The following is a 19,440-nucleotide window of genomic DNA, read 5'->3' on the forward strand; positions in this document are numbered from 1 at the left end:
GCACTAGACCCTCCCGAACGAGCCGGTCAGAACGCCACCGACGGTAAGGGGATCGGCGCGGAGCGTCAGGGGGTGTCACTCGTTGGTGTCGGCCCTGCGGGCCCGTGCGATCGTGGGGTCATGACCAGCTCAACCGCGTTGTCGCGGGCCACCTTGCGAACGCTGCAACGGGCGTCGGGCGACCTGGCCGCGGCGAGCGTGGCCGAGATGGAGGAGCGCCTGCCGTGGTTCCGGCGGATGCCCGCCGACCAGCGGGCCGGGGTGCTGCTGCTGATCCAGAACGGCGTCGCCGGGTTCGTGTCCTGGCTGCACGACCCGCAGCAGGCCATCCGGCTGACCGCCGAGGCGTTCCGCTCCGCGCCCAAGGACATCTCCCGGTGGGTGAGCCTGCGCCAGACCGTGGAGCTGGTGCGGATCGCGCTGGAGCTGTTCGAGCAGCTGCTGCCGAAGCTGGCCGAGAACGAGGCCGAGCGCGCGTTGCTGACCGAGGGCGTGCTGCGGTACGGGCGGGAGATCGCGTTCTCCGCGGCCACGTCGTACGCGGCGGCGGCCGAGGCGCGCGGCGCGTGGGACGCCCGGCTGGAGGCGCTGGTCGTGGACGGCATCGTGCGTGGCGACGCGGAGGAGTCGTTGCTGTCGCGGGCCACCGCGCTGGGCTGGGACCCGGCGGCCGAGGCGACCGTGCTGGTGGGCAACCCGCCGTCGGACGACCCGCCCGCGGTGGTGTTCGAGGTGCGCAGCCGGGCGGCCCGGATCGGGCGGCCGGTGCTGCTGAGCGTGCAGGGCTCGCGGCTGGTCGTGGTGCTGGGCGGTGAGACGGAGCGGGGCGAGGCGCTGGTGCGGATGTCCGACGCGTTCGGGCCGGGCGCGGTGGTGGCCGGGCCGACCGTGACCAGCCTGGCCGAGGCGCACCGCAGCGCGGGCGACGCGCTGTCCGGGTTGCGCGCGGTGGTGGGGTGGCCCGCCGCGCCGCGGCCGGTGCGGTCGCTGGACCTGCTGCCGGAGCGGGCGCTGGCGGGCGACCCGGAGGCCGAGTGGCAGCTGGTGGACCGGGTGGCCCGGCCGCTGGAGGACGCGGGCGGCGCGCTGCTGGAGACCGTGGACGCGTTCCTGGAAGTGGGGGGCGTGCTGGAGGCGTGCGCGCGGAAGCTGTTCGTGCACCCGAACACGGTCCGCTACCGGCTCAAGCGGGCCACCGAGCTCACCGGGCGCAACGCCAACGACCCCCGTGACGCTCTGGTGCTGCGGGTGGCGCTCTCCGTGGGCAGGTTGGCCCGCGCCCGCGGCCTGTGGTGACACCGCTGGGCGACCCCTGACCGGGTGTGACGGACGACGCATGTCCGGTTTGGGCCGGGATCGACAACACGCGACGTCGTTCTACGTTCATCTACGAGTCACATTTGTAGAGACCCTACAACGCTGGGTCCTGGGTTTCGTCCGTGGCGACATCACCGGAAACGGCCGCGACCGTGTTCAGTGAGCGGGTGATCGCGCTCCTCGCCCCCGGACAGGGGTCTCAGACACCCGGCATGCTGACCCCCTGGCTCGAAGTCGAGGGGGCCGCCGAGCGCGTCGCCGCGTGGTCCGAGGCGACCGGTCTCGACCTGGCCCGGCTGGGCACCACGGCGGACGCGGACGAGATCAAGGACACCGCCGTCACCCAGCCCCTGGTGGTCGCGCTGGCCCTGCTGGCCTACGAGGAGCTGCGCCGCCGGGTCGAGCTGCCCGCCGACACCGTCGTGGGCGGCCACTCCGTCGGCGAGCTGGCCGCCGCCGCCATCGCGGGCGTGCTGAGCACCGACGACGCCGTGGCGCTCGCCGCCGTGCGCGGCGCCGAGATGGCCGCCGCCTGCGCGTTGACGCCGACCGGCATGGCCGCGGTGCTCGGCGGCGAGGAGGACGAGGTGCTGGCCCGGCTCGACGAGCTCGGCCTGGTCGGCGCGAACCGCAACGGCGCGGGCCAGATCGTGGCCGCGGGCCCGCTGGACGCGCTGGAGCGGCTGGTCGAGCAGCCGCCCGGCCGGGCGAAGATCCGCGCGCTGAAGGTCGCGGGCGCGTTCCACACCCGGTTCATGGCGCCCGCTGAAGAGGCGCTGCGCGCCCGTGCCGCCGGGATCGTGGTGAAGGACGCCGCGCTGCCGCTGCTGTCCAACGCCGACGGCGCGGTGGTCTCCGACGGCGACGAGGTGCTCAGCCGGCTGATCTCCCAGGTGACCCGCCCCGTGCGGTGGGACGCCTGCCAGGCAACCCTCGCCGGGCACGGCGTGACCGCGGTGGTCGAACTGCCGCCCGCGGGCGCGTTGACCGGCCTGGCCAAGCGCGAACTGAAGGGCACCCCCACCTTGGGCCTCAAGACCCCCGACCAGCTCGACCAGGTCGTCGACCTGATCACCGCCGCCCCGGCGGAGGTGGCCGAGTGACCACCTTCTCGGTCCCCACCGGCCCGGTCGGCACCCGCATCCTCGGCCTGGGCAGCTACCAGCCCGAGACGATCGTGAGCAACCACGACCTGAGCCTGCGCATGGACACCTCCGACGAGTGGATCCGCGACCGGGTCGGCATCGCCAACCGCCGCGTGGCCAAGCCGGACGAGCTGCTGGTCGACATGGCCGTCGAGGCGGGCGCCAAGGCCGTCGCCGACGCCGGGCTCGCCCCGTCGGACATCGGCGCGGTCATCGTGGCCACCTGCACCATGCCGTCCCAGATCCCCAACGCGGCCGCCCAGGTCGCCGACCGGATCGGGGTCAAGGGCGCGCCCGCGTTCGACCTGAACGCCGCGTGCGCCGGGTTCTGCTACGCCCTCGGCACCGCCTCCGACCTGGTCCGGGCGGGCACCGCGAAGCACGTGCTGGTCATCGGCGCGGAGAAGCTGACCGACTGGGTGGACGGCGACGACCGGTCCACCGCGATCATCTTCGCCGACGGCGCGGGCGCCGCGGTCGTCGGCCCGTCCGACGAGCCGGGCATCGGCCCGGTGTCGTGGGGCAGCGCGGGCGACCTGGTGGACATGATCCACGTGCGGGACCGGCAGTCGTTCATCTTCCAGGAGGGCCAGTCGGTCTTCCGGTGGGCGACCACGCAGATCGCGCCGATCGCGCTCAAGGCGATCGAGCTGGCCGGCCTGGAGGTGTCCGATGTGGACGTCTTCGTGCCGCACCAGGCGAACCTGCGCATCGTCGAGGCCATCGCGAAGCGGTTGCGCGCCAAGGGTGCGCGTGAAGACCTCGTGATCGCTCGTGACATCGTGGACTCCGGCAACACCTCGTCCGCTTCGATCCCCCTCGCGCTGGACCACATGCGCGCGGCGGGAGAGGTGCGCAGCGGTGACGTGGCGCTGCTCGTCGGCTTCGGAGCCGGCCTGTCCTACGCGGGACAGGTCGTCCGGCTGCCGTGACCGCTATCCGAGACTCCGGTGGGACCACCCAGCCGGCGAAGCAAGAAGGAAGGGATTTTCAGTGAGCAACGAGGACATCCAGAAGGGGCTCGCCGAGATCGTCGAGGAGGTCGCCGGTGTCGAGGCGGCCGACGTGACGGCTGACAAGTCCTTTGTGGACGACCTGGACATCGACTCGCTGTCCATGGTGGAGATCGCCGTGCAGGCCGAGGACAAGTTCGGCGTGAAGATCCCGGACGACGAGCTGGCCAACCTCAAGACCGTGGGCGATGCGGTCAACTACATCGCCAGCAACGCATGACCAGTAGCAACGACGTCGTCGTCACCGGGCTGGGTGCCACCACCCCGCTCGGTGGCGATGTCGCCTCCACCTGGGACGCCCTCCTGGCCGGCCGCAGCGGCGTGCGCACGCTGACGGCCGACTTCGTGGAGCGCTTCGAACTGCCGGTGAAGATCGGCGCGCCGCTCGCGGTCGAGCCGACCGAGGTGCTGCCGCGGGTCGAGGCGCGCCGGCTGGACCGCTGCGAGCAGGTCGCGGTGGTCGCCGCCCGCCAGGCGTGGGCGGACGCCGGGTTCGGTGACGACGACGTCGACCCCGAGCGGCTCGGCGTCGTGGTGGGCACCGGTATCGGCGGCGCGATGACGCTGCTGGACCAGGACGACCTCATCGAGGCGTCCGGCCTGCGCAAGGTCTCGCCGCTGACCGTGCCGATGCTCATGCCGAACGGCCCCGCCGCGCACGTCGGCCTCGACCTGAAGGCACGCGCGGGCGTGCACGCCCCGGTGTCGGCCTGCGCGTCCGGCGCCGAGGCGCTGGCCTGGGCGTACCGGATGCTGAAGTCCGGCGAGGCGGACGTGGTCGTGGCCGGTGGCGCGGAAGCGTGCATCACCACCATCACCATGGCGGGCTTCATCCAGGCCCGGACCATGAGCACCCGCAACGACGACCCGGAACGCGCGTCGCGCCCGTTCGACGTCAACCGGGACGGCTTCGTGCTCGGCGAGGGCGCCGGGATCATGGTGCTGGAGCGCGAGGACTTCGCCCGCGCCCGCGGCGCCCGGATCTACGGCAAGCTCGCGGGCATCGGCACCAGCTCGGACGGCCACCACATCACCGCGGCGGACCCGGAGGGCATCGGCCAGTCCCGGGCCATCGCCAAGGCGATCCGCGCCGCGGGCGTCGACCCGGCCGACGTCGGCCACGTCAACTGCCACGCGACGTCCACCCAGGTGGGCGACGTGATCGAGCCGCAGGCCGTGCGCCGCGCGATCGGCGACCACCCGGTGCTGACCGCGCCCAAGGGCAACCACGGCCACCTGCTCGGCGCTTCGGGCGCGGTGGAGGCGATCACCACGCTGCTGTCGGTCCGCGACGGCATCGTGCCGCCGACGCTGAACCTGGAGGACCAGGACCCGAAGGTGCAGCTGGAGGTCGTCACCGGCGAGCCGCGCAAGATCGACCTGGTCGCCGCGGTCAACAACTCGTTCGGGTTCGGCGGCCACAACGTCTCGCTCGTCTTCACCCAGGTCTGACGTCATTCGTCTCACGAGGAGCCTTTCGCGATGACTGCCCTTGCGTCCCGACCGGCGAACCCGGGTGCGGACGGCGACACCGATCCGCGCGACCCGGAGGTCCGGCTCGCGCAACTGCTCGACCCCGGGTCCATCGCGCCGTTGCGACCCCGTGACGGCAGCGGCATGTTCGCCGTGCGCGGCCGGATCAACGGCGCGAAGGTCGTCGCCTACTGCAGCGACGCCACGCGGATGGGCGGCGCGCTCGGTTCCGAGGGGTGCAGGCACATCGTGGAGGCGATCGACACCGCGGTGCGCGAGCGCACCCCGGTGATCGGCGTCTGGCACTCCGGCGGCGCGCGGCTGCCGGAGGGCGTGGAGTCCCTGGACGGCATGGGCCAGATGTTCGCCGCGATGATCCGGGCGTCCGGCCGGGTGCCGCAGATCTCCGTGGTGGTCGGCCCGGCGGCGGGCGGTGGCGCGTACGGCCCCGCGCTGACCGACGTGGTGATCATGGCTCCGGCCGGCAAGGTCTTCGTGACCGGGCCGGACGTGGTCCGGTCGGTGACCGGCGAGCAGATCGACATGGACGGCCTGGGCGGCGCGGAGGCGCACGGGCGCAAGTCCGGTGTCGTGCACGTGATCGCCGACGACGAGCCCGACGCCTACCAGCGGGCCCGGCGGATCACCGGGCTGTTCGCCCAGCCCGGCGTGTTCGACCTGCACACGGTGCCCGACGGCGACGACCTGCGGGCGTTGCTGCCGGAGCAGCCGCAGCGCGCCTACGACGTCAAGCCGCTGGTGCGGGCGATCCTCGACGAGGACTCGTTCGAGGAGTTGCAGGCGAAGTGGGCGCCGAACATCGTGGTCGGCCTCGGCCGGCTCGGTGGGCGCACGGTCGGCGTGATCGCGAACAACCCGATCCGCAAGGGCGGGTGCCTGGACTCGCTGTCGGCGGAGAAGGCGGCGCGGTTCGTGCGGATGTGCGACGCGTTCGGCGTGCCGCTGCTCGTGCTGGTGGACGTGCCGGGGTACCTGCCGGGCGTCGGCCAGGAGTGGGACGGCGTGGTGCGGCGGGGTGCGAAGCTGCTGCACGCGTTCGGCGAGGCCGTCGTGCCGCGGGTGACGTTGGTGACGCGCAAGTCGTACGGCGGCGCGTACATCGCGATGAACTCGCGGTCGCTGGGTGCGACGGCGGTGTTCGCGTGGCCGATCGCCGAGGTGGCCGTGATGGGCGCCAAGGCCGCGGTCGGCATCCTGCACCGCAAGAAGCTGGCGGCCGTGCCGGACGAGGAGCGGGAGGCGTTGCACGCGAAGCTCGTCGAGGAGCACGAGCGGATCGCGGGCGGCGTGGAGCGGGCGATCGCGATCGGCGTGGTGGACGAGGTCGTCGAGCCGACGCAGACGCGGCGCAAGCTGGCGCAGGCGCTCGCGGCGGCTCCGGCGGGCCGGGGCGCGCACGGCAACATCCCGCTGTAGGCGGGGTCGCGGTTTTCGGTGGGGTCGCCAAGGTCGGGGGGGCGACCCCACCGTTGTGCTCCGGGCCGGTTCAGCAGGGGGTGAACTGGGAGGTCGAGCCTTCCGGGGAGGAGTCGATGCGCAGCGCGCCGCGCTCCTCCTGGACCGGGTAGACGACGCGCCAGTGGATGCAGTCGGACTGGAGCTCGGCCGGGGCCTTGGCGATGTCCTGGGTGCTCGTGAACGTCATCAGCACCCTCAGCCTGGTCGACGTGACCGACTCGATCCGGTGCACCAGGATCGAGCCGTCCCGCGAGCTCTCGTAGGCCGCCAGCCACTCGGCCTCGGACGTGCCCTGGACCCGGTGCGCGGTCACGGTCCTGACCCACTGCTCGTAGTCGTGGCCGTTGATCGCGTCGAAGAACTGCTGGAGCACCTCGCGCACGCGTTGGCCGTCGGGGTGCTGCGCCGCGTCGACGCTCAGCTGCACCGCACCGCTGCCCGGCTGGGCGCTGCGGGGCACCGAACCGGACGTACCGGAGACGGGCGCGGCGACCTCGTCGCCCTGGGCCACCGCGGGCCGCTGGTAGACCTCGCGCGCCAGCACGCCCACCCCCGCCGTGGCGGCGGCGACCAGGAGCACGGCGGGCAGCAGCAGGCGCGCGGACACCCTTGGAGGGTGCCACAGCGCCCGTACGCGCGGGTAATCACCCGGACGGTGCAGCGACAGACCCGCAGAGTGCGGTTTGGGCTACCTGGCATAACTACTCACAATGGCGTCGGAGTGTTCCCGGTCACGTTTTCCCGAAATATCGGGTGACGGTCGTCCCGAAAACTGCGAACCCAGCTCTGACCACCTCTTTCGACACGGTCGGTAACGGTTCCCGCAAAACAGCGGTGATTCGTCGAACGCGCAGGTGGGCGCCATCGAACGCGAAGAACGATCGCGTTTCGTTTAGCCTGGCCGGGTAGCCGGTTTCCGCACAGCCGTGCCGCTAAACATGGCGATCGGGTGACTCCTGGCGGCCTATACCCACGTGCAGTGCAAATCCGAGCGTCTCTCAATCGCACGAACGGACGTCAACACCCCCCGAAATGGTGGATTGGCTTGTCCGCCGTTGCCGTGCGGGAATATGCCGGTCGGATAACTCGCAAGGAGGCGAAATCCACGTGGACCTCCGCTATGAGGCCTACTGCTTCGCGGACCGTCTGTTCTACGACGTGCAAAGCCACGCGGAAACCGCCGAAGACGATTTCTCGCAGGTGCTCCCCGCGTTGCCGGACGGCTGGACCCGAGGCGACCGCAACATCTGGCGGCACGTTCACCCGGACGGCGTGGTGCTGCCCAAGCAGGGCTGGAAGGTGCACGTCTCGGCCACCGTGCTGAACGCGGGCGAGGTGCTGCTGAAGTCGTACGAGTACCTGATCGCGCGCCGCATCCCGTTCAAATACCTGCGCACCCAGTCGATCGTGCTGGCGCGGAACTCGAAGTACGCGCCGCGTGAAGGCAGCGGGAAGCTCATCACCATCTACCCCTCCGACGAGGCGCAGCTGGAATCGACGCTCGCGGAGTTGTCGGAGATCCTCAAGGGCTCGTCGGGCGCGTACATCCTCAGCGACCTGCGCTACGGCGCCGGACCGCTGTTCGTCCGCTACGGCGGTTTCGTGGAGCAGTGGCTGGAGCAGGACGGCAAGCGCGTGCTGGCCATCGAGGGCCCGGACGGCGCGCTCGTGCCGGACCAGCGCAAGCCGACGTTCTGGGTGCCGGACTGGGTGAAGCTGCCCGCGTGCCTGGAGGAGCACCTGGCCGCGCGGCGCGCCGGTGACGCCGACGCGTTCCCCTACCGGGTGCTGCGGTCGCTGCACTTCTCCAACGGCGGCGGCGTGTACGAGGCCGTGCGCAAGTCCGACGAGCTGCCGGTGGTGCTCAAGGAGGCCAGGCCGCACGCCGGGCTGGACCGGGAGAACGTCGACGCGGTGGCCCGGCTGCGCCGCGAGCACGCGATGCTGACCAGGGTGGCCGGCGTGCCCGGCGTGCCGGAGGTGTACGAGCACTTCACCGCGTGGGAGCACGAGTTCCTGGCCATGGCGCGGGTGTCGGGCCGACCGCTCGGCCAGTGGCTGGGCCACAACTACCCGCTGACCCACCACGAGGTCACCGACGAGGCGATCACCGCCTACACCGCGCGGGCCCTGAAGCTGGTCGCCGACGTGGAGCGGATCGTCGACGCCGTGCACGAGCGCGGTGTCGTGTTCAGCGACCTGCACCCGCTCAACGTCCTGGTGGACGACGACGACGTGGTGTCGCTGATCGACTTCGAGCTGGCGTTCGGCGTCGAGGAGAACGGCAAGCCCACGCTCGGCGCGCCGGGCTTCCAGGCGCCGCCGGACCGCACCGGCTTCGACATCGACGAGCACGCGCTCGCCGCGCTGCGCCTCTACGTCTTCCTGCCGCTCAACGCCGTGGTCGAGCTCGCCCCGGTGAAGCTGCGCTCGCACGTCGACTTCATCAAGCGGCGGTTCGGCCTGCCCGACGAGTACTGCGCGAAGATCGTCGACGTCCTGGCCCCGCGCGACCCGCGGACCGGGCCCGCGACCACCGCGCTGGACGTGCCGGAACCGGACTGGCAGGTGGTGCGCAAGTCGATCGCCGCGGGCATCCTGGCCAGCGCCACGCCCCAGCGCGCGGACCGGCTGTTCCCCGGTGACGTGGAGCAGTTCGAGGTCGGCGGCGCGGGGTTCGGCTACGGGGCGGCGGGCGTGCTGCACGCGTTGCACGTCACCGGGATGGGCCGCTACCCCGAGCACGAGCAGTGGCTGCTCGACGCGGTGCGCCGCGAGCCGCCGAAGGAGCCCGGCTTCTTCACCGGCGCGCACGGCATCGCGCACGTGCTGGAGAACTTCGGCCACCACGACCTGGCCGAGGAGCTCGTCCGCTCGTACGCGCAGATGGTGCCCGACACCCGGGACCACGGCCTGAGCGCGGGTCTGGCCGGCATCGGCCTGAACCTGCTGCACTTCGCCGGCACGCGGGACGACGACACCTACGCCGCCCGAGCGCTGGAACTGGGCGAACGGCTCGACACCGCGCTCGCGGACGCCGAGCCGCCCGGCCCGAAGGCCCGCGCGGGCTTCGAGCACGGCTGGTCGGGCCCGGCGCTGCTGTTCCTGCGCCTGTTCCAGCACACCGGCGACCGCCGCTGGCTCGACCTGGGCGTCCGCGCCCTGGAGCGGGACCTGGCCGAGACGATGACCGCGCTGGACGGCTCGACGCAGGTCCGCGACGGCAACTTCCGCACCCTGCCCTACCTCGGCGTCGGCAGCGCGGGCATCGCCCTGGTGCTCAACGAGTTCCGCGTGGCCGCGCCGGACCTGCCGGTGGTCGAACGGCTGCCGGAGCTGGTCGGCGGCACGACCGGCGAGTTCGTGATCCAACCCGCGCTGATGCTCGGCCGGGCCGGCCTGCTGGCCACCCTCGCGCACGCGAACGGCCCGCGGGAGGCGATCGACCGGCACCTGGCCGCGCTGGCCTGGCACGCCGTGCCCTACCAGGAGGGCCTGGCGTTCCCGGGCATCCAGCTGCGGCGGCTCTCGATGGACGTCGACACCGGCGGCGCGGGCGTGCTGCTGGCGCTCGGCGCCGCCCTGGACGGCACACCCGTGCTGCCGTTCCTCACAGCCCCGGCCCTCACCGGCCGGTAGCAGTAACCCTTTCCAATCCCCCGAATTGAGGAGTCACGATGGACTTCATCCTCGACCTGCAGGAGCTCGAGACCCCCGAGGCCCAGTCGAACGCGATGGCGAGCGGCGGCAGCGGCGGTGGCGGCAGCACCACGGCGTCCAACGCCTCCCTGCTGCTCCCCTGCAGCCACTCCACCGTCAGCCTGCTGGCCTGCTGACACTCGCAACACCGGTCCGGGTGAGCGGCGCAGTCGAAGTGCGCCGCTCACCCGGCTCCATTTTCCGGTTGCCGCTGCCGCGCAGCCGGCGGCGAGGACGTCGCGACCTCGCAGGGCCATGATGCGCCGAGGACGGCGATAGACCTAGGAGTCCCAGATCGTGGTGCTGTCCACCGTCATCCGGCGAGACCTGCGGTGGGTGCTGCTGGCGCTGAACGCGCTGCCCGCCACCGCCGCCGGGCTGCTCCTGCCGACCGCCCTGGCCTCCGCCGTGGACATGGCGCTGGACGGGCGGCTGGACGCGCCGACCGTGTGGTGGCTGGTCGGGCTCGCGGGCGTGGAAGTGCTCGGTGACGCGATCGGCGTGGTGCTGGCGGCGGCGATCACCGCCCGCGGCGCGGCGTGGCTGCGCCGGCGGCTGACGTCCCACCTGCTCGCGCTGGGCCACCCGGCGCGGTTCGAGGCCGGTGACGCGGTGAGCCGGCTGACCGGTGACAGCGCGATCGCGGGCAGCGTCTCGGTGCTCGCGGTGAACCTGGGCATCTCGGTGGTCACGGCGATCGGCGCGATCACCGCGTTGGCGCTGTTGGACTGGCGGCTGGCCGTGGTGTTCCTGCTGAGCGTGCCGCTGGCCGCGCTGCTGGTGCGCTCGCACCTGCGCTTGACGGCCGCGGACGTGGCCACCTACCAGGAGGTGTCCGGGGAGTTGTCCGCGCGACTGGTGGACGCCGTCGGCGGCCTGCGCACCATCGCCGCCTCCGGTCGTGCCGACCAGGAGGCCGAGCGCGTCCTGCGTCCGCTGCCCCGCCTGACCGCCGCCGGCGTGGGCATGTGGCGCACGCAGGCGCGGATGATCTGGCGGGCCGGCCTGCTGCTGCCCGCCGTGGAGCTGGCCGTCCTGGTCGCCGCCGGTTTCGGCGTGGTCGCGGGCCGGCTCAGCGTCGGCGACGTGCTGGCCGCCCTGGGTTACGTCGCACTCGGGATGACCGTGGTGGGGCAGACCACCCTCTTGACGGCCCTGCAACGCGCACGGGCCTCCGCCCGCCGGCTGGAAGAAGTCCTCACCACACCTCTCCCCCCTCTGGCCGCACCGGGCTACACGTCCCCCGGTCGGATCGAGCTGATCGGCGTGAACGTCCCGGACGCGCTGCACGACGTCGACCTGGCCGTGCCCGCCGGGACGTTCGTCGCCGTGGTGGGCCGTTCCGGCTCCGGCAAGTCGGCGCTGGCCTCGGTCATCGGCGGGCTCGTGCGGCCGTCGTCGGGCGAGGTGCGCCGCGGCGGCTCCGTCGGCTACGCGTTCGAACGCCCCGCCCTGGTGGGCACGACCGTCGCCGACGCCGTCCGCTACGGCACCTCGCTGCCCCGCACCGACGTCGAAGCGGCCTGCCGCGCCGCCCAGGTGCACGACGTGGTCGTCCGGCTGCCCGAGGGCTACGACACCCCGATGTCCGGCGCGCCGATGTCCGGCGGCGAGGCCCAGCGCCTCGGCCTGGCCAGGGCGTTCGTCCGCGACCCGGCCATCCTCGTGCTCGACGACGCCACCGCCAGCCTCGACATGGTCACCGAGTCCACAGTGGAGCGCGCGGTCGAGTCGGCGCTGCCCGGCCGGACCCGCGTGGTCGTAACCCACCGCGCCGCCACCGCCCGCCGCGCCGACTTCGTCGTCTGGCTGGACGACGGCCGGGTGCGCGGGACCGGACCGCACCACGACCTCTGGCACGACGACGAGTACCGGGCGGTGTTCGGCTGATGACCTACCTGCGGGCGTTGCGCGACCAGCGGCGCGGCATCGCGGTCCTGCTCGGCTGGTCGGTCCTGGAAGGCGTGCCGGCGCTGCTGTCGGGCCGGTTGGTCGGCCTGGCCGTGGACCGGGGCTTCGCCGCCGGCCGCCCGTGGACCGGCGTGGCCTGGCTCCTCCTCTTCGCCGCGGTCGCCGTCCTCGGCGGCTTCGGCCTGCGGCAGGTCTTCACGCGCCTGGGCGCGGTGGTCGAACCCCTGCGCGACGCGCTGGTCCGCCAGATCGTGCGCGGTGTCCTGCACGCCGGCTCGCAGACCCGCCAACCCGACGCGAGCGCCGTCGCCCGGATCACCCGCCACGTCGAGGTCGTCCGCGACGCCACCGCCGGCGTCCTGGTGCAAGCCAGGGCCCTGCTGGTCACCACCGCCGCCGCCCTCGTCGGCCTCGCCGCCACGGTCTCCTCGTTGGCCTGGCTGGTGATCCTCCCCGTGGTGGCGGCGCTGGTCCTGTTCGGCCTCCTGCTCCCGTCGCTGGCCCGCGGCCAGCGCCGACTCGTGCTGGCCGACGAACAAGCCGCCTCCGTCGCCGGCACGGTGTTCCTGGGCGTCCGCGACGTCACCGCCGTGGGCGGCGCGGACCACGCCCTGCGCGACGTCATGACCGAGGTCGACCACCAGGCGTCGGCCACCGTCCGGATGGCCTTCGCCACTGCGCTGCGCGGCGTCGTGATCGCCCTGGGCGGCTTCGCGCCGCTGGTGTTGCTGCTGCTCATGGCCCCGGGCATGGTGCGTGCGGGCACGTTGACCGTCGGCGAGGTCCTCGGTGCCGTGGTCTACCTGAGCACCAGCGTCCAACCCGCGCTGCGCCGCCTCGCGGACACCACCAGCACCGTCGTCCTGCGCCTCGTGGTCGCCCTCCGCCGGCTCGCCGAAGCCGCGCCCCCGATCCGCGAACCCGGCGGCGACGCCACCCCCGCCGGCAACGACCTCGAACTGCGCGCCGTCACCTTCGGCTGGAGCCCCACCGCCGAACCGGTCGTCCGCGACCTCGACCTGACCCTGCCCCCGGGCTCCCACCTGGCCGTCGTGGGCCCCAGCGGCATCGGCAAGTCCACCCTGGCCGGCCTGATCACGGGCCTGGTCGAGCCCCAAGCCGGTGACATCCTCTTCGGCGGCGCACCAGTCCGTTCGGTCGCGCCCCGACTCCGCCACCAGCGCATCGCCCTGGTTCCCCAGGAGACCTACCTCTTCACGGGCACCGTCCGCGAGAACCTGTCCCTCTTCGCCCCCGACGCCTCCGACGCCGCCCTCCTCCAGGCCGCCGCCGCCGTGGGCGCCTCCGACCTGCTCACCAAACTGGGCGGCCTCTCCGGCACCATCGGCCACTCCGCCTCCGGCCTCTCCGCCGGCGAGGCCCAACTCCTCACCGCCGCCCGCGTCTACACCTCACCGGCCGACATCGTGATCCTGGACGAGGCCACCTCCGCCCTGGACCCCGCCGCCGAAGCCGTCGTCGAACAAGCCTTCGCCGCCCGCAACGGCACCCTGATCGTCATCGCCCACCGGCTCTCTTCCGCACTCAGAGCCGACCAAGTCCTCCTCATGGACGGCGGCCCACCCCTCCTGGGACACCACCAGGACCTCCTGGCCACCTCCCCGCTCTACCGCGACCTCATGGCCGCATGGCAAGCGCCGACAACGGACCCGCAGCCGGCCCTCTGAGGCTCGATGTGACATGGGTCCGGGTGCTTTGGCCTGCCTGAGCGTTGAACTCACCGGACCTGAACGTAGGACTCTCGGGACCTGAGCGTTCGACACGCGGGACCTGAGCGTTCGACACGCGGGACCTGAGCGTTCGACACGCGTGTTCGGAAGGTGGGGCAGGCCCGGTGGTCAGCCCACGCGGTGCAGCCAGGTGACCGGTGCGCCGTCGCCCGCCCGCCGGAACGGTTCCAGGGCGTCGTCCCAAGCCGCGCCCAGGATCTCATCCACGCCGTGCGCGAACGACTCGCCACCTCTGCTGCGCGCCGCCAACGCCCGGAGCTGGTCCTCCGACACGACGATGTCGCCGTTCGCGCTGGTACGCGCGTGCCACAGCCCCAACACGGGCGCGAAGCAGTACCGCACGCCGTCCACGCCCGGACTCGGGTCTTCCGTCACCTCGAACCTGAGCATCGGCCACGCCCTGAGCGCGGACACGAGTCGGGCACCGGTGCCGGCGTCGCCGGTCCAGTTGCATTCGGCGCGCAACTGACCTGGCGCCGCGGGTTGCGCCGCCCACTTGAGGTCCGCTCGCTCACCGAGGGTGCCCGAGATCGCCCACTCGACGTGCGGACAGACCGCAGACGGCGACGAGTGGACGTAGACCACGCCACTGCTGCTGCCACGGGTGCTCACAGCTGACCTCCGCTACTCGACGAGGGACGTCTTCCCCTACGACCTCTCGATGATGCGGACGATCTTGCGAATTCCCGACTTGGTCATTCTGCCCGCTGCGGCAGCGGTCCGCCATAAGAACCATCCCGTTCCTCACCCACCCGGGTCAGATACAGGACTTTCGACCCCAAAATCCGCGACCTCGCGGCCCGGCACCGGACCGCGAGGTCACTTTCCGGGATCACCCGGACACGGTCACGTGATCTTCGCGGTGATCACTTGATCTCCGGGTCGATCACAGCGCGCCGAGCGCCCCCACCGCCGCGACCACGTCCACCAACCCCGTTCCCTTGTCGTGGCTGCTCGTGTAAGGCCCGACCGCCGAGTACCCGGCACCCGACGCGTACTTGTGCGCCGTCGACTTCAACGCCGCCTCGATCCGCGCCGGCGTCGCACCGGGATCGGCCTGGAACAGCTGCGCGACGATGCCGGTGATGTGCGGCGCGGCCATCGACGTGCCGCTGATCGTGTTGAACGTGCCGACGTCCAGCAGCCCCGGACCGTTCTGCGGCTGGAGCCCGGTCGCGCAGATCACCAGGTGGGGACGGCACGCCGAGGTGATGTCCTCGCCGGGCGCGGAGATGTCCGGCCACGTCGACGGGTCCGCCGCCAGCCCGCGCGACGAGAAGTCCGACACCGCGCCGTCCCGCGTGCCGGTGCCGAGGTCGTGGTACGACGCCACCGACAGCACGCCGGGCGTCGGGTCCTGACCGGCCGGGTTGGACAGGTTCGCGCTGCCGTCACCGCCGTCGTTGCCGTTCGCCCACACCGTCACGACGCCCTCGGCCGCCAGCGCCCGCTGCAACTTGGCCGTGGTCGAGTTCGGGTCGAACGCGCCACCGCCGGACGGCCCGTACGAGTTGTTGACCACCTTGATCGGCGGGCACACCGACGCCGGGACGCCCGCGCCGCACGGTGCCCGGTGGTTCTCCAACACCCAGTTCAGCGCCGCGTCGGCCCCGATGATGAACAGCACCGCGCCGGTGGAGATCACCACGGCCTTCGCCCCGGGAGCCGCGCCGCGCACCACGGTGCCGTCGCTCAACGTCGTGTCACCGCCGACCGCGATGCCGGTGACGTGCGTGCCGTGCCCGCCGACCGACAGCAGGTCGGTGTCCACGGAGGTCGGCACGTCGAGGATGCACCCGGTGCCGGCGCTCGCCTCGTCCAAGCACACGCTCTTCAGGCTGCGCACGACCTTGGTCCGCCCGTCGGCCTGCCGGAACGCCGGGTGCGTCGGGTCCACCCCGGAGTCGATCACCGCGACCGTGACGCCGGTGCCGTCCAGCGCCACGCCGTTCGCGCCGGTCAGGGTCTGGCGCGCGGCCAACCCGCGGGTCGCGACGTGCGAGGTCGACCCGGTGAACCGGATCGGCCGGTTCGCCTCGACGTAGGTCACGCCGGTCGCCGCCCGCGCCGCGGTGATCTGCGCGGCCGTGCCCCGTGCCGCGACCACCCCGATCCGGTCGAAGCCGGTGATCCGGGCGAGGCCGGCGTCCTCCACGGCCTTCTCGGCGGCGGCGGTGTCGGTGCCGTGCACGAACACCGTCGCGGGTTGTGCGCTGGACAGCTGACTGGCGAGCAACGTCGAGACGGGTGCGAGCGGACCGGCCGAGGCGGTGGGGACCACCGCCGCGGACAGCGCCAGCGTGCCCGCCGCGAGCAGGGCGGCGTTGCGCATCACGGGCGAACCTCCAATGCAGGGTTGAGCAACCCACTAACGAGTCACGCCTGTTCAGGTGATGGTCGTCACGCAACGTCATCTCCCGCGATGCGCGGAGCAGCTCGCACCCCGGCGGCGCTACCGTGTCCGACCGTGTGGAACGCCGAACCGAGCGACCGTGTGGTGATCTTGTGCGGCTGATCCGACTCGGGACCGAGCCCTCCGCGGTGGGCGCGGACGTGCGCGCCGCGTTGAGCACGTGGGGCATCGGTGACGCCGTGCTCGGCGGAGTGGCCCTGCTCGGCGTGCGCCCGCCGGACAGCACCCGCGACCTCGACGCGGTGGTCGTGCTGCCCCGCGGCGTGCTCGTGGTGGTCGGCGTGGACCTGCCGGACCCGGCGATGCGCCTGGAGGCGCCGCTCAACGGGCAGTGGAAGATCGACGGCTGGCCGCTGACCCGCCCGGACGGCGCGACGAGCCCGGCCGCCGAGGCCCTCGCCGCCTCCACCGCCGTCGCCCGCCGCATCCAGGACATGCGCGGCGAGCCGCTGCCGGTGACGACCGTCGTCGCGGTCGGCCCCTACGTCGGCCAGGTGGTGCAGCCGACGGTGGACCTCAACCGGGGCGTGCGCGTGCTGCACCCGAAGCCGACGACCCTCCTCGCCGCCGCCCGCGAGTTGGCCACCAGCGACCGGCCCTGCTCCGCCGAGCACGCGGCCAAGCTCGTCGCCGTGCTCGCGCCCACCGGCACGCCGCCCGCCCGCCAGCACCTGCTCGCCGAGGGCTTCTCCGACACGGCGGCCGACCTCGCGTCGGCGAGCACGATGCTGCTGCCGAAGGTCACGCCGGCGCCGACCAAGCGCCAGGTGCTGCCCTACGTGGGCGGCGTGGTCCTCGCAGTGCTGCTGGTGGTCGCCCTGATCATCTCGCTGTCACCGGGCGACACGGCCGACAGCTCGACGTCCACCACCACCGACCCCCAGCCGACCACCGTCGTCGTGGACGGCCGCAACTTCACGCCGCGCGGCGCGGACCGGACCGACGACTGCGCGGGCCACGCGTTCGGCGACGTGCAGGCGTGGCTGGCCCAGCACGTCTGCATGCAGCTGCGCCGCGCGCAGTACGAGACCACAGTGGACGGTCGGAGGGCGGGTGTGGCGGTCGCCGAGCTGAGCCTGCCCGACGCGACCCGGGCGGCCGAGCTGCACGCGATCGCGTCGGTGGCGGGCGCGGGCGGCGTCACCCCGCTGGTCAAGGAGGGCCGCGCGTGGCCGGGCGGTCCGACGTCGTTCGACCGGTCCGCGATCACCGTCTCGGCGAAGGGCGCGCAGGTGCGCATCACGCAGGTGGTGTGGGCGGAGGGCGACCAGGACCCGGCCGACCCGGGGCTGGCCGAGCTCACCGAGCAGGCGTTGCGGCTGCCCGCCTCGCAGCGGTAGGAACGGCGGCGCGCCTCAGTACCCCGTGCGCACGAGACCGACGCCGATCAGCCCGAACGCCACGTGCAGCACGATCACCAGCCCGGCCACCGCGCACAACGTCTCCGTGCCCGGCTTGCCCGTGATCGCGCCGAACGAGAACAACCACCCGCCCACCGCGATCGCGAACCCGGTGAACAGCACCGGTTTCGGCACGTGCGCCAGGCAGAACAACGCGTTGGAACGCGCGCGGCACAACGTGTGCAGCACGACCGGCACGACCAGGAACCCGGGCAGGTGCACCGCGACCGGCGGCCAGGAAGGCCCGCCCGGCAGGAACGTGGACACGATCACGTAGGCGCACCACAACACCGCGCCGATCGCGAGAGCCACGGTTCCCCTGGTCACGACCGCAGTGTAATGAGCTGAAGCCGCATTTTGAGGTAAAGAGTCTTGATGGCCCCACTGGTGCTACGGCACTCGGCGGAAAGTGTGCACGATGTGGTGACACCCGGTGCACCGAGCGTCAGAGACCGTAAGCCTCGAGGAGCCGCAACCACACCTCACTGATGGTGGGGTACGCCGGAACGGCGTGCCACAACCGGTCCACGGTGACCTCGCCGACGATCGCGATGGTGGCCGCGTGGATCAGTTCCGCCACGTCCGGACCCGCGAACGTGACGCCGACGAGCGTGCGCCTGCGCTCGTCCACGATCATCCGCGCCTTGCCCCGGTACCCGTCCGCGTGCAGCGACGACCCGGCCACCGCGATGTCCAGGTCGACGACCCGGATCTCCAGTCCGGCCTCGCGGGCCTGCGCCTCAGACCAGCCCACCGACGCCACCTCGGGATCGGTGAACACCACCTGCGGCACCGCCGTGTGGTCCGCCGTCGCGACCGGCGCGGTCCACGGTCGGGGGTCGACCGCGTCGGTGACGATCGCCGTGCCGACCGCCCGCGCGGCGTACTTGCCCTGGTGGGTCAGCAACGCGCGACCGGTGACGTCACCCGCCGCGTACAACCAGTCCACTCCGGACACCCGGCCGGTGTCGTCGACCTCCAGCGCCTCCCCGGCGGTGAAGCCGAACCGCTCCACCCCGAGGTCGAACGTCGCGGGCTGCCGCCCGGTCGCGATCAGCAGGTGCGCGCCGCGCACCTCCGACCCGTCCGACAACCGCAGCGACACGCTCCCGTCCGAACCGGACACCCCGACCGCCTTGGCCCCGGTGACGATCCGGACGCCGTCCTCGCGCAGCCCCTCGGCGACCAGGTCGCCCGCGAACGCCTCGAACTTCGGCAGCGGCCGCTCGCCGGAGACCACGAGCGTGACGTCGGACCCCAGCCGGGCCCACGCCTGCGCCATCTCCACGCCGACCACGCCGCCGCCGAGCACCACCAACGACTCGGGCACCTCCTGCGCGGAGGTCGCCTCCCGTGACGTCCAGTACGCCACGTCCGCCAGACCGGGCAGCGACGGGATGCGCGGCACGCTGCCCGTGCACACCACGACCGCCTTGGTCGCGGTCAGCACGCGGCCGTCCACGTCGACCCGGCGCTCCCCGACCAGTCGCCCGCGTCCGCGCACGACGGTCAGCCCGGCGCCCTCGGCCCACTCGACCTGGCCCGCGTCGTCCCAGTCGGAGGTGAAGCTGTTGCGCCGCTTCAGCACCTCCACGGGGTCCAGGCGTGCCCCGACCGGCACGCCCGGCACCCGGCGGGCGGCGGCGAGCGCGTGACCGGGGCGCAGCAACGCCTTGCTCGGCATGCACGCCCAGTACGAGCACTCACCGCCGACGCGCTCGGCTTCCACCAGCGCGGTCCGCAGTCCGCCGGCGGCAGTCCGGGCGGCGGCGTTCTCGCCCACCGGGCCGCCGCCGATCACGATCACGTCGAAGTCGTCGCTCACCGGTCCACCCCACA

Annotated in this window: 16 protein-coding genes; 11 read left to right on the top strand and 5 right to left on the bottom strand. The window is 72.7% G+C overall.

Annotation, left to right across the window (positions count from 1 at the left end; all coding sequences use genetic code 11):
• Window positions 1-120: 120 nt before the first annotated feature.
• The 6 genes from ACIQMJ_RS24410 to ACIQMJ_RS24435 all read left to right on the top strand — a co-directional run bounded on the left by ACIQMJ_RS24410 (window position 121) and on the right by ACIQMJ_RS24435 (window position 6,385).
• Entirely contained in the window at window positions 121-1,296 is a 1,176-nt protein-coding gene (locus ACIQMJ_RS24410) for a PucR family transcriptional regulator (protein WP_387488633.1), read from the top strand.
• Between the two features lie 173 nt (window positions 1,297-1,469).
• Window positions 1,470-2,420 carry an ACP S-malonyltransferase gene (locus ACIQMJ_RS24415; protein ID WP_499763312.1) on the top strand — a complete coding sequence of 317 codons (951 nt, stop codon included), beginning with the start codon at window positions 1,470-1,472 and terminating at the stop codon, window positions 2,418-2,420.
• A complete protein-coding gene (locus tag ACIQMJ_RS24420; protein WP_141978404.1) occupies window positions 2,417-3,394 on the top strand; it encodes a beta-ketoacyl-ACP synthase III in 978 nt (325 codons plus the stop codon). The genes ACIQMJ_RS24415 and ACIQMJ_RS24420 overlap by 4 nt, the downstream gene beginning before the upstream one ends.
• A gap of 61 nt (window positions 3,395-3,455) precedes the next feature.
• Complete coding sequence (locus ACIQMJ_RS24425; RefSeq protein ID WP_053720023.1) at window positions 3,456-3,695, top strand: acyl carrier protein; 240 nt, start codon at window positions 3,456-3,458, stop codon at window positions 3,693-3,695.
• Window positions 3,692-4,927 carry a beta-ketoacyl-[acyl-carrier-protein] synthase family protein gene (locus ACIQMJ_RS24430; RefSeq protein WP_499763313.1) on the top strand — a complete coding sequence of 412 codons (1,236 nt, stop codon included), beginning with the start codon at window positions 3,692-3,694 and terminating at the stop codon, window positions 4,925-4,927. The genes ACIQMJ_RS24425 and ACIQMJ_RS24430 overlap by 4 nt, the downstream gene beginning before the upstream one ends.
• A gap of 30 nt (window positions 4,928-4,957) precedes the next feature.
• A complete protein-coding gene (locus ACIQMJ_RS24435; RefSeq protein WP_499763314.1) occupies window positions 4,958-6,385 on the top strand; it encodes an acyl-CoA carboxylase subunit beta in 1,428 nt (475 codons plus the stop codon).
• A 70-nt stretch (window positions 6,386-6,455) separates the two neighbouring features.
• Here the strand turns inward: ACIQMJ_RS24435 and ACIQMJ_RS24440 are convergent, their stop codons facing one another.
• Window positions 6,456-7,034 carry a hypothetical protein gene (locus tag ACIQMJ_RS24440; RefSeq protein WP_499763315.1) on the bottom strand — a complete coding sequence of 193 codons (579 nt, stop codon included), beginning with the start codon at window positions 7,032-7,034 and terminating at the stop codon, window positions 6,456-6,458.
• A 500-nt stretch (window positions 7,035-7,534) separates the two neighbouring features.
• On the opposite strand from ACIQMJ_RS24440, the gene lanKC reads away from it, so the two are divergent.
• The 4 genes from lanKC to ACIQMJ_RS24460 all read left to right on the top strand — a co-directional run bounded on the left by lanKC (window position 7,535) and on the right by ACIQMJ_RS24460 (window position 13,725).
• The gene (gene lanKC / locus ACIQMJ_RS24445) at window positions 7,535-10,066 is read left to right on the top strand and encodes a class III lanthionine synthetase LanKC (protein ID WP_499763316.1); all 2,532 of its coding nucleotides are present in this window, start codon (window positions 7,535-7,537) and stop codon (window positions 10,064-10,066) included.
• A gap of 38 nt (window positions 10,067-10,104) precedes the next feature.
• The gene (locus ACIQMJ_RS24450; protein WP_499763317.1) at window positions 10,105-10,263 is read left to right on the top strand and encodes a SapB/AmfS family lanthipeptide; all 159 of its coding nucleotides are present in this window, start codon (window positions 10,105-10,107) and stop codon (window positions 10,261-10,263) included.
• A 160-nt stretch (window positions 10,264-10,423) separates the two neighbouring features.
• On the top strand, window positions 10,424-12,016 hold the full coding sequence (locus ACIQMJ_RS24455; RefSeq protein WP_499763318.1) for an ABC transporter ATP-binding protein: 1,593 nt from the start codon (window positions 10,424-10,426) through the stop codon (window positions 12,014-12,016).
• Window positions 12,016-13,725 (top strand): ABC transporter ATP-binding protein, encoded by a 1,710-nt coding sequence (locus ACIQMJ_RS24460; RefSeq protein ID WP_499763319.1) that lies wholly within the window; start codon window positions 12,016-12,018, stop codon window positions 13,723-13,725. The genes ACIQMJ_RS24455 and ACIQMJ_RS24460 overlap by 1 nt, the downstream gene beginning before the upstream one ends.
• A gap of 171 nt (window positions 13,726-13,896) precedes the next feature.
• Here the strand turns inward: ACIQMJ_RS24460 and ACIQMJ_RS24465 are convergent, their stop codons facing one another.
• Window positions 13,897-14,400, bottom strand: coding sequence for a DUF3145 domain-containing protein (locus tag ACIQMJ_RS24465; RefSeq protein WP_123743506.1), 504 nt, complete (start codon window positions 14,398-14,400; stop codon window positions 13,897-13,899).
• 274 nt (window positions 14,401-14,674) lie between these two features.
• Window positions 14,675-16,120: a S8 family peptidase gene (locus tag ACIQMJ_RS24470; RefSeq protein ID WP_499763320.1), complete on the bottom strand. Its 1,446-nt coding sequence runs from the start codon at window positions 16,118-16,120 to the stop codon at window positions 14,675-14,677.
• Between the two features lie 173 nt (window positions 16,121-16,293).
• Here ACIQMJ_RS24470 and ACIQMJ_RS24475 point away from each other — a divergent pair, with 173 nt between their 5' ends.
• On the top strand, window positions 16,294-17,541 hold the full coding sequence (locus ACIQMJ_RS24475; RefSeq protein ID WP_499763321.1) for a hypothetical protein: 1,248 nt from the start codon (window positions 16,294-16,296) through the stop codon (window positions 17,539-17,541).
• 15 nt (window positions 17,542-17,556) lie between these two features.
• Here ACIQMJ_RS24475 and ACIQMJ_RS24480 read toward each other — a convergent pair whose 3' ends face one another.
• A complete protein-coding gene (locus ACIQMJ_RS24480) occupies window positions 17,557-17,928 on the bottom strand; it encodes a hypothetical protein (RefSeq protein ID WP_499763322.1) in 372 nt (123 codons plus the stop codon).
• Between the two features lie 118 nt (window positions 17,929-18,046).
• Window positions 18,047-19,408: a dihydrolipoyl dehydrogenase family protein gene (locus tag ACIQMJ_RS24485; protein ID WP_499763613.1), complete on the bottom strand. Its 1,362-nt coding sequence runs from the start codon at window positions 19,406-19,408 to the stop codon at window positions 18,047-18,049.
• Between the last annotated feature and the right edge of the window lie 32 nt (window positions 19,409-19,440).

The sequence above is a fragment of the Actinosynnema sp. NPDC091369 genome, from assembly GCF_044757065.1.
Classification (GTDB): Bacteria; Actinomycetota; Actinomycetes; order Mycobacteriales; family Pseudonocardiaceae; genus Actinosynnema.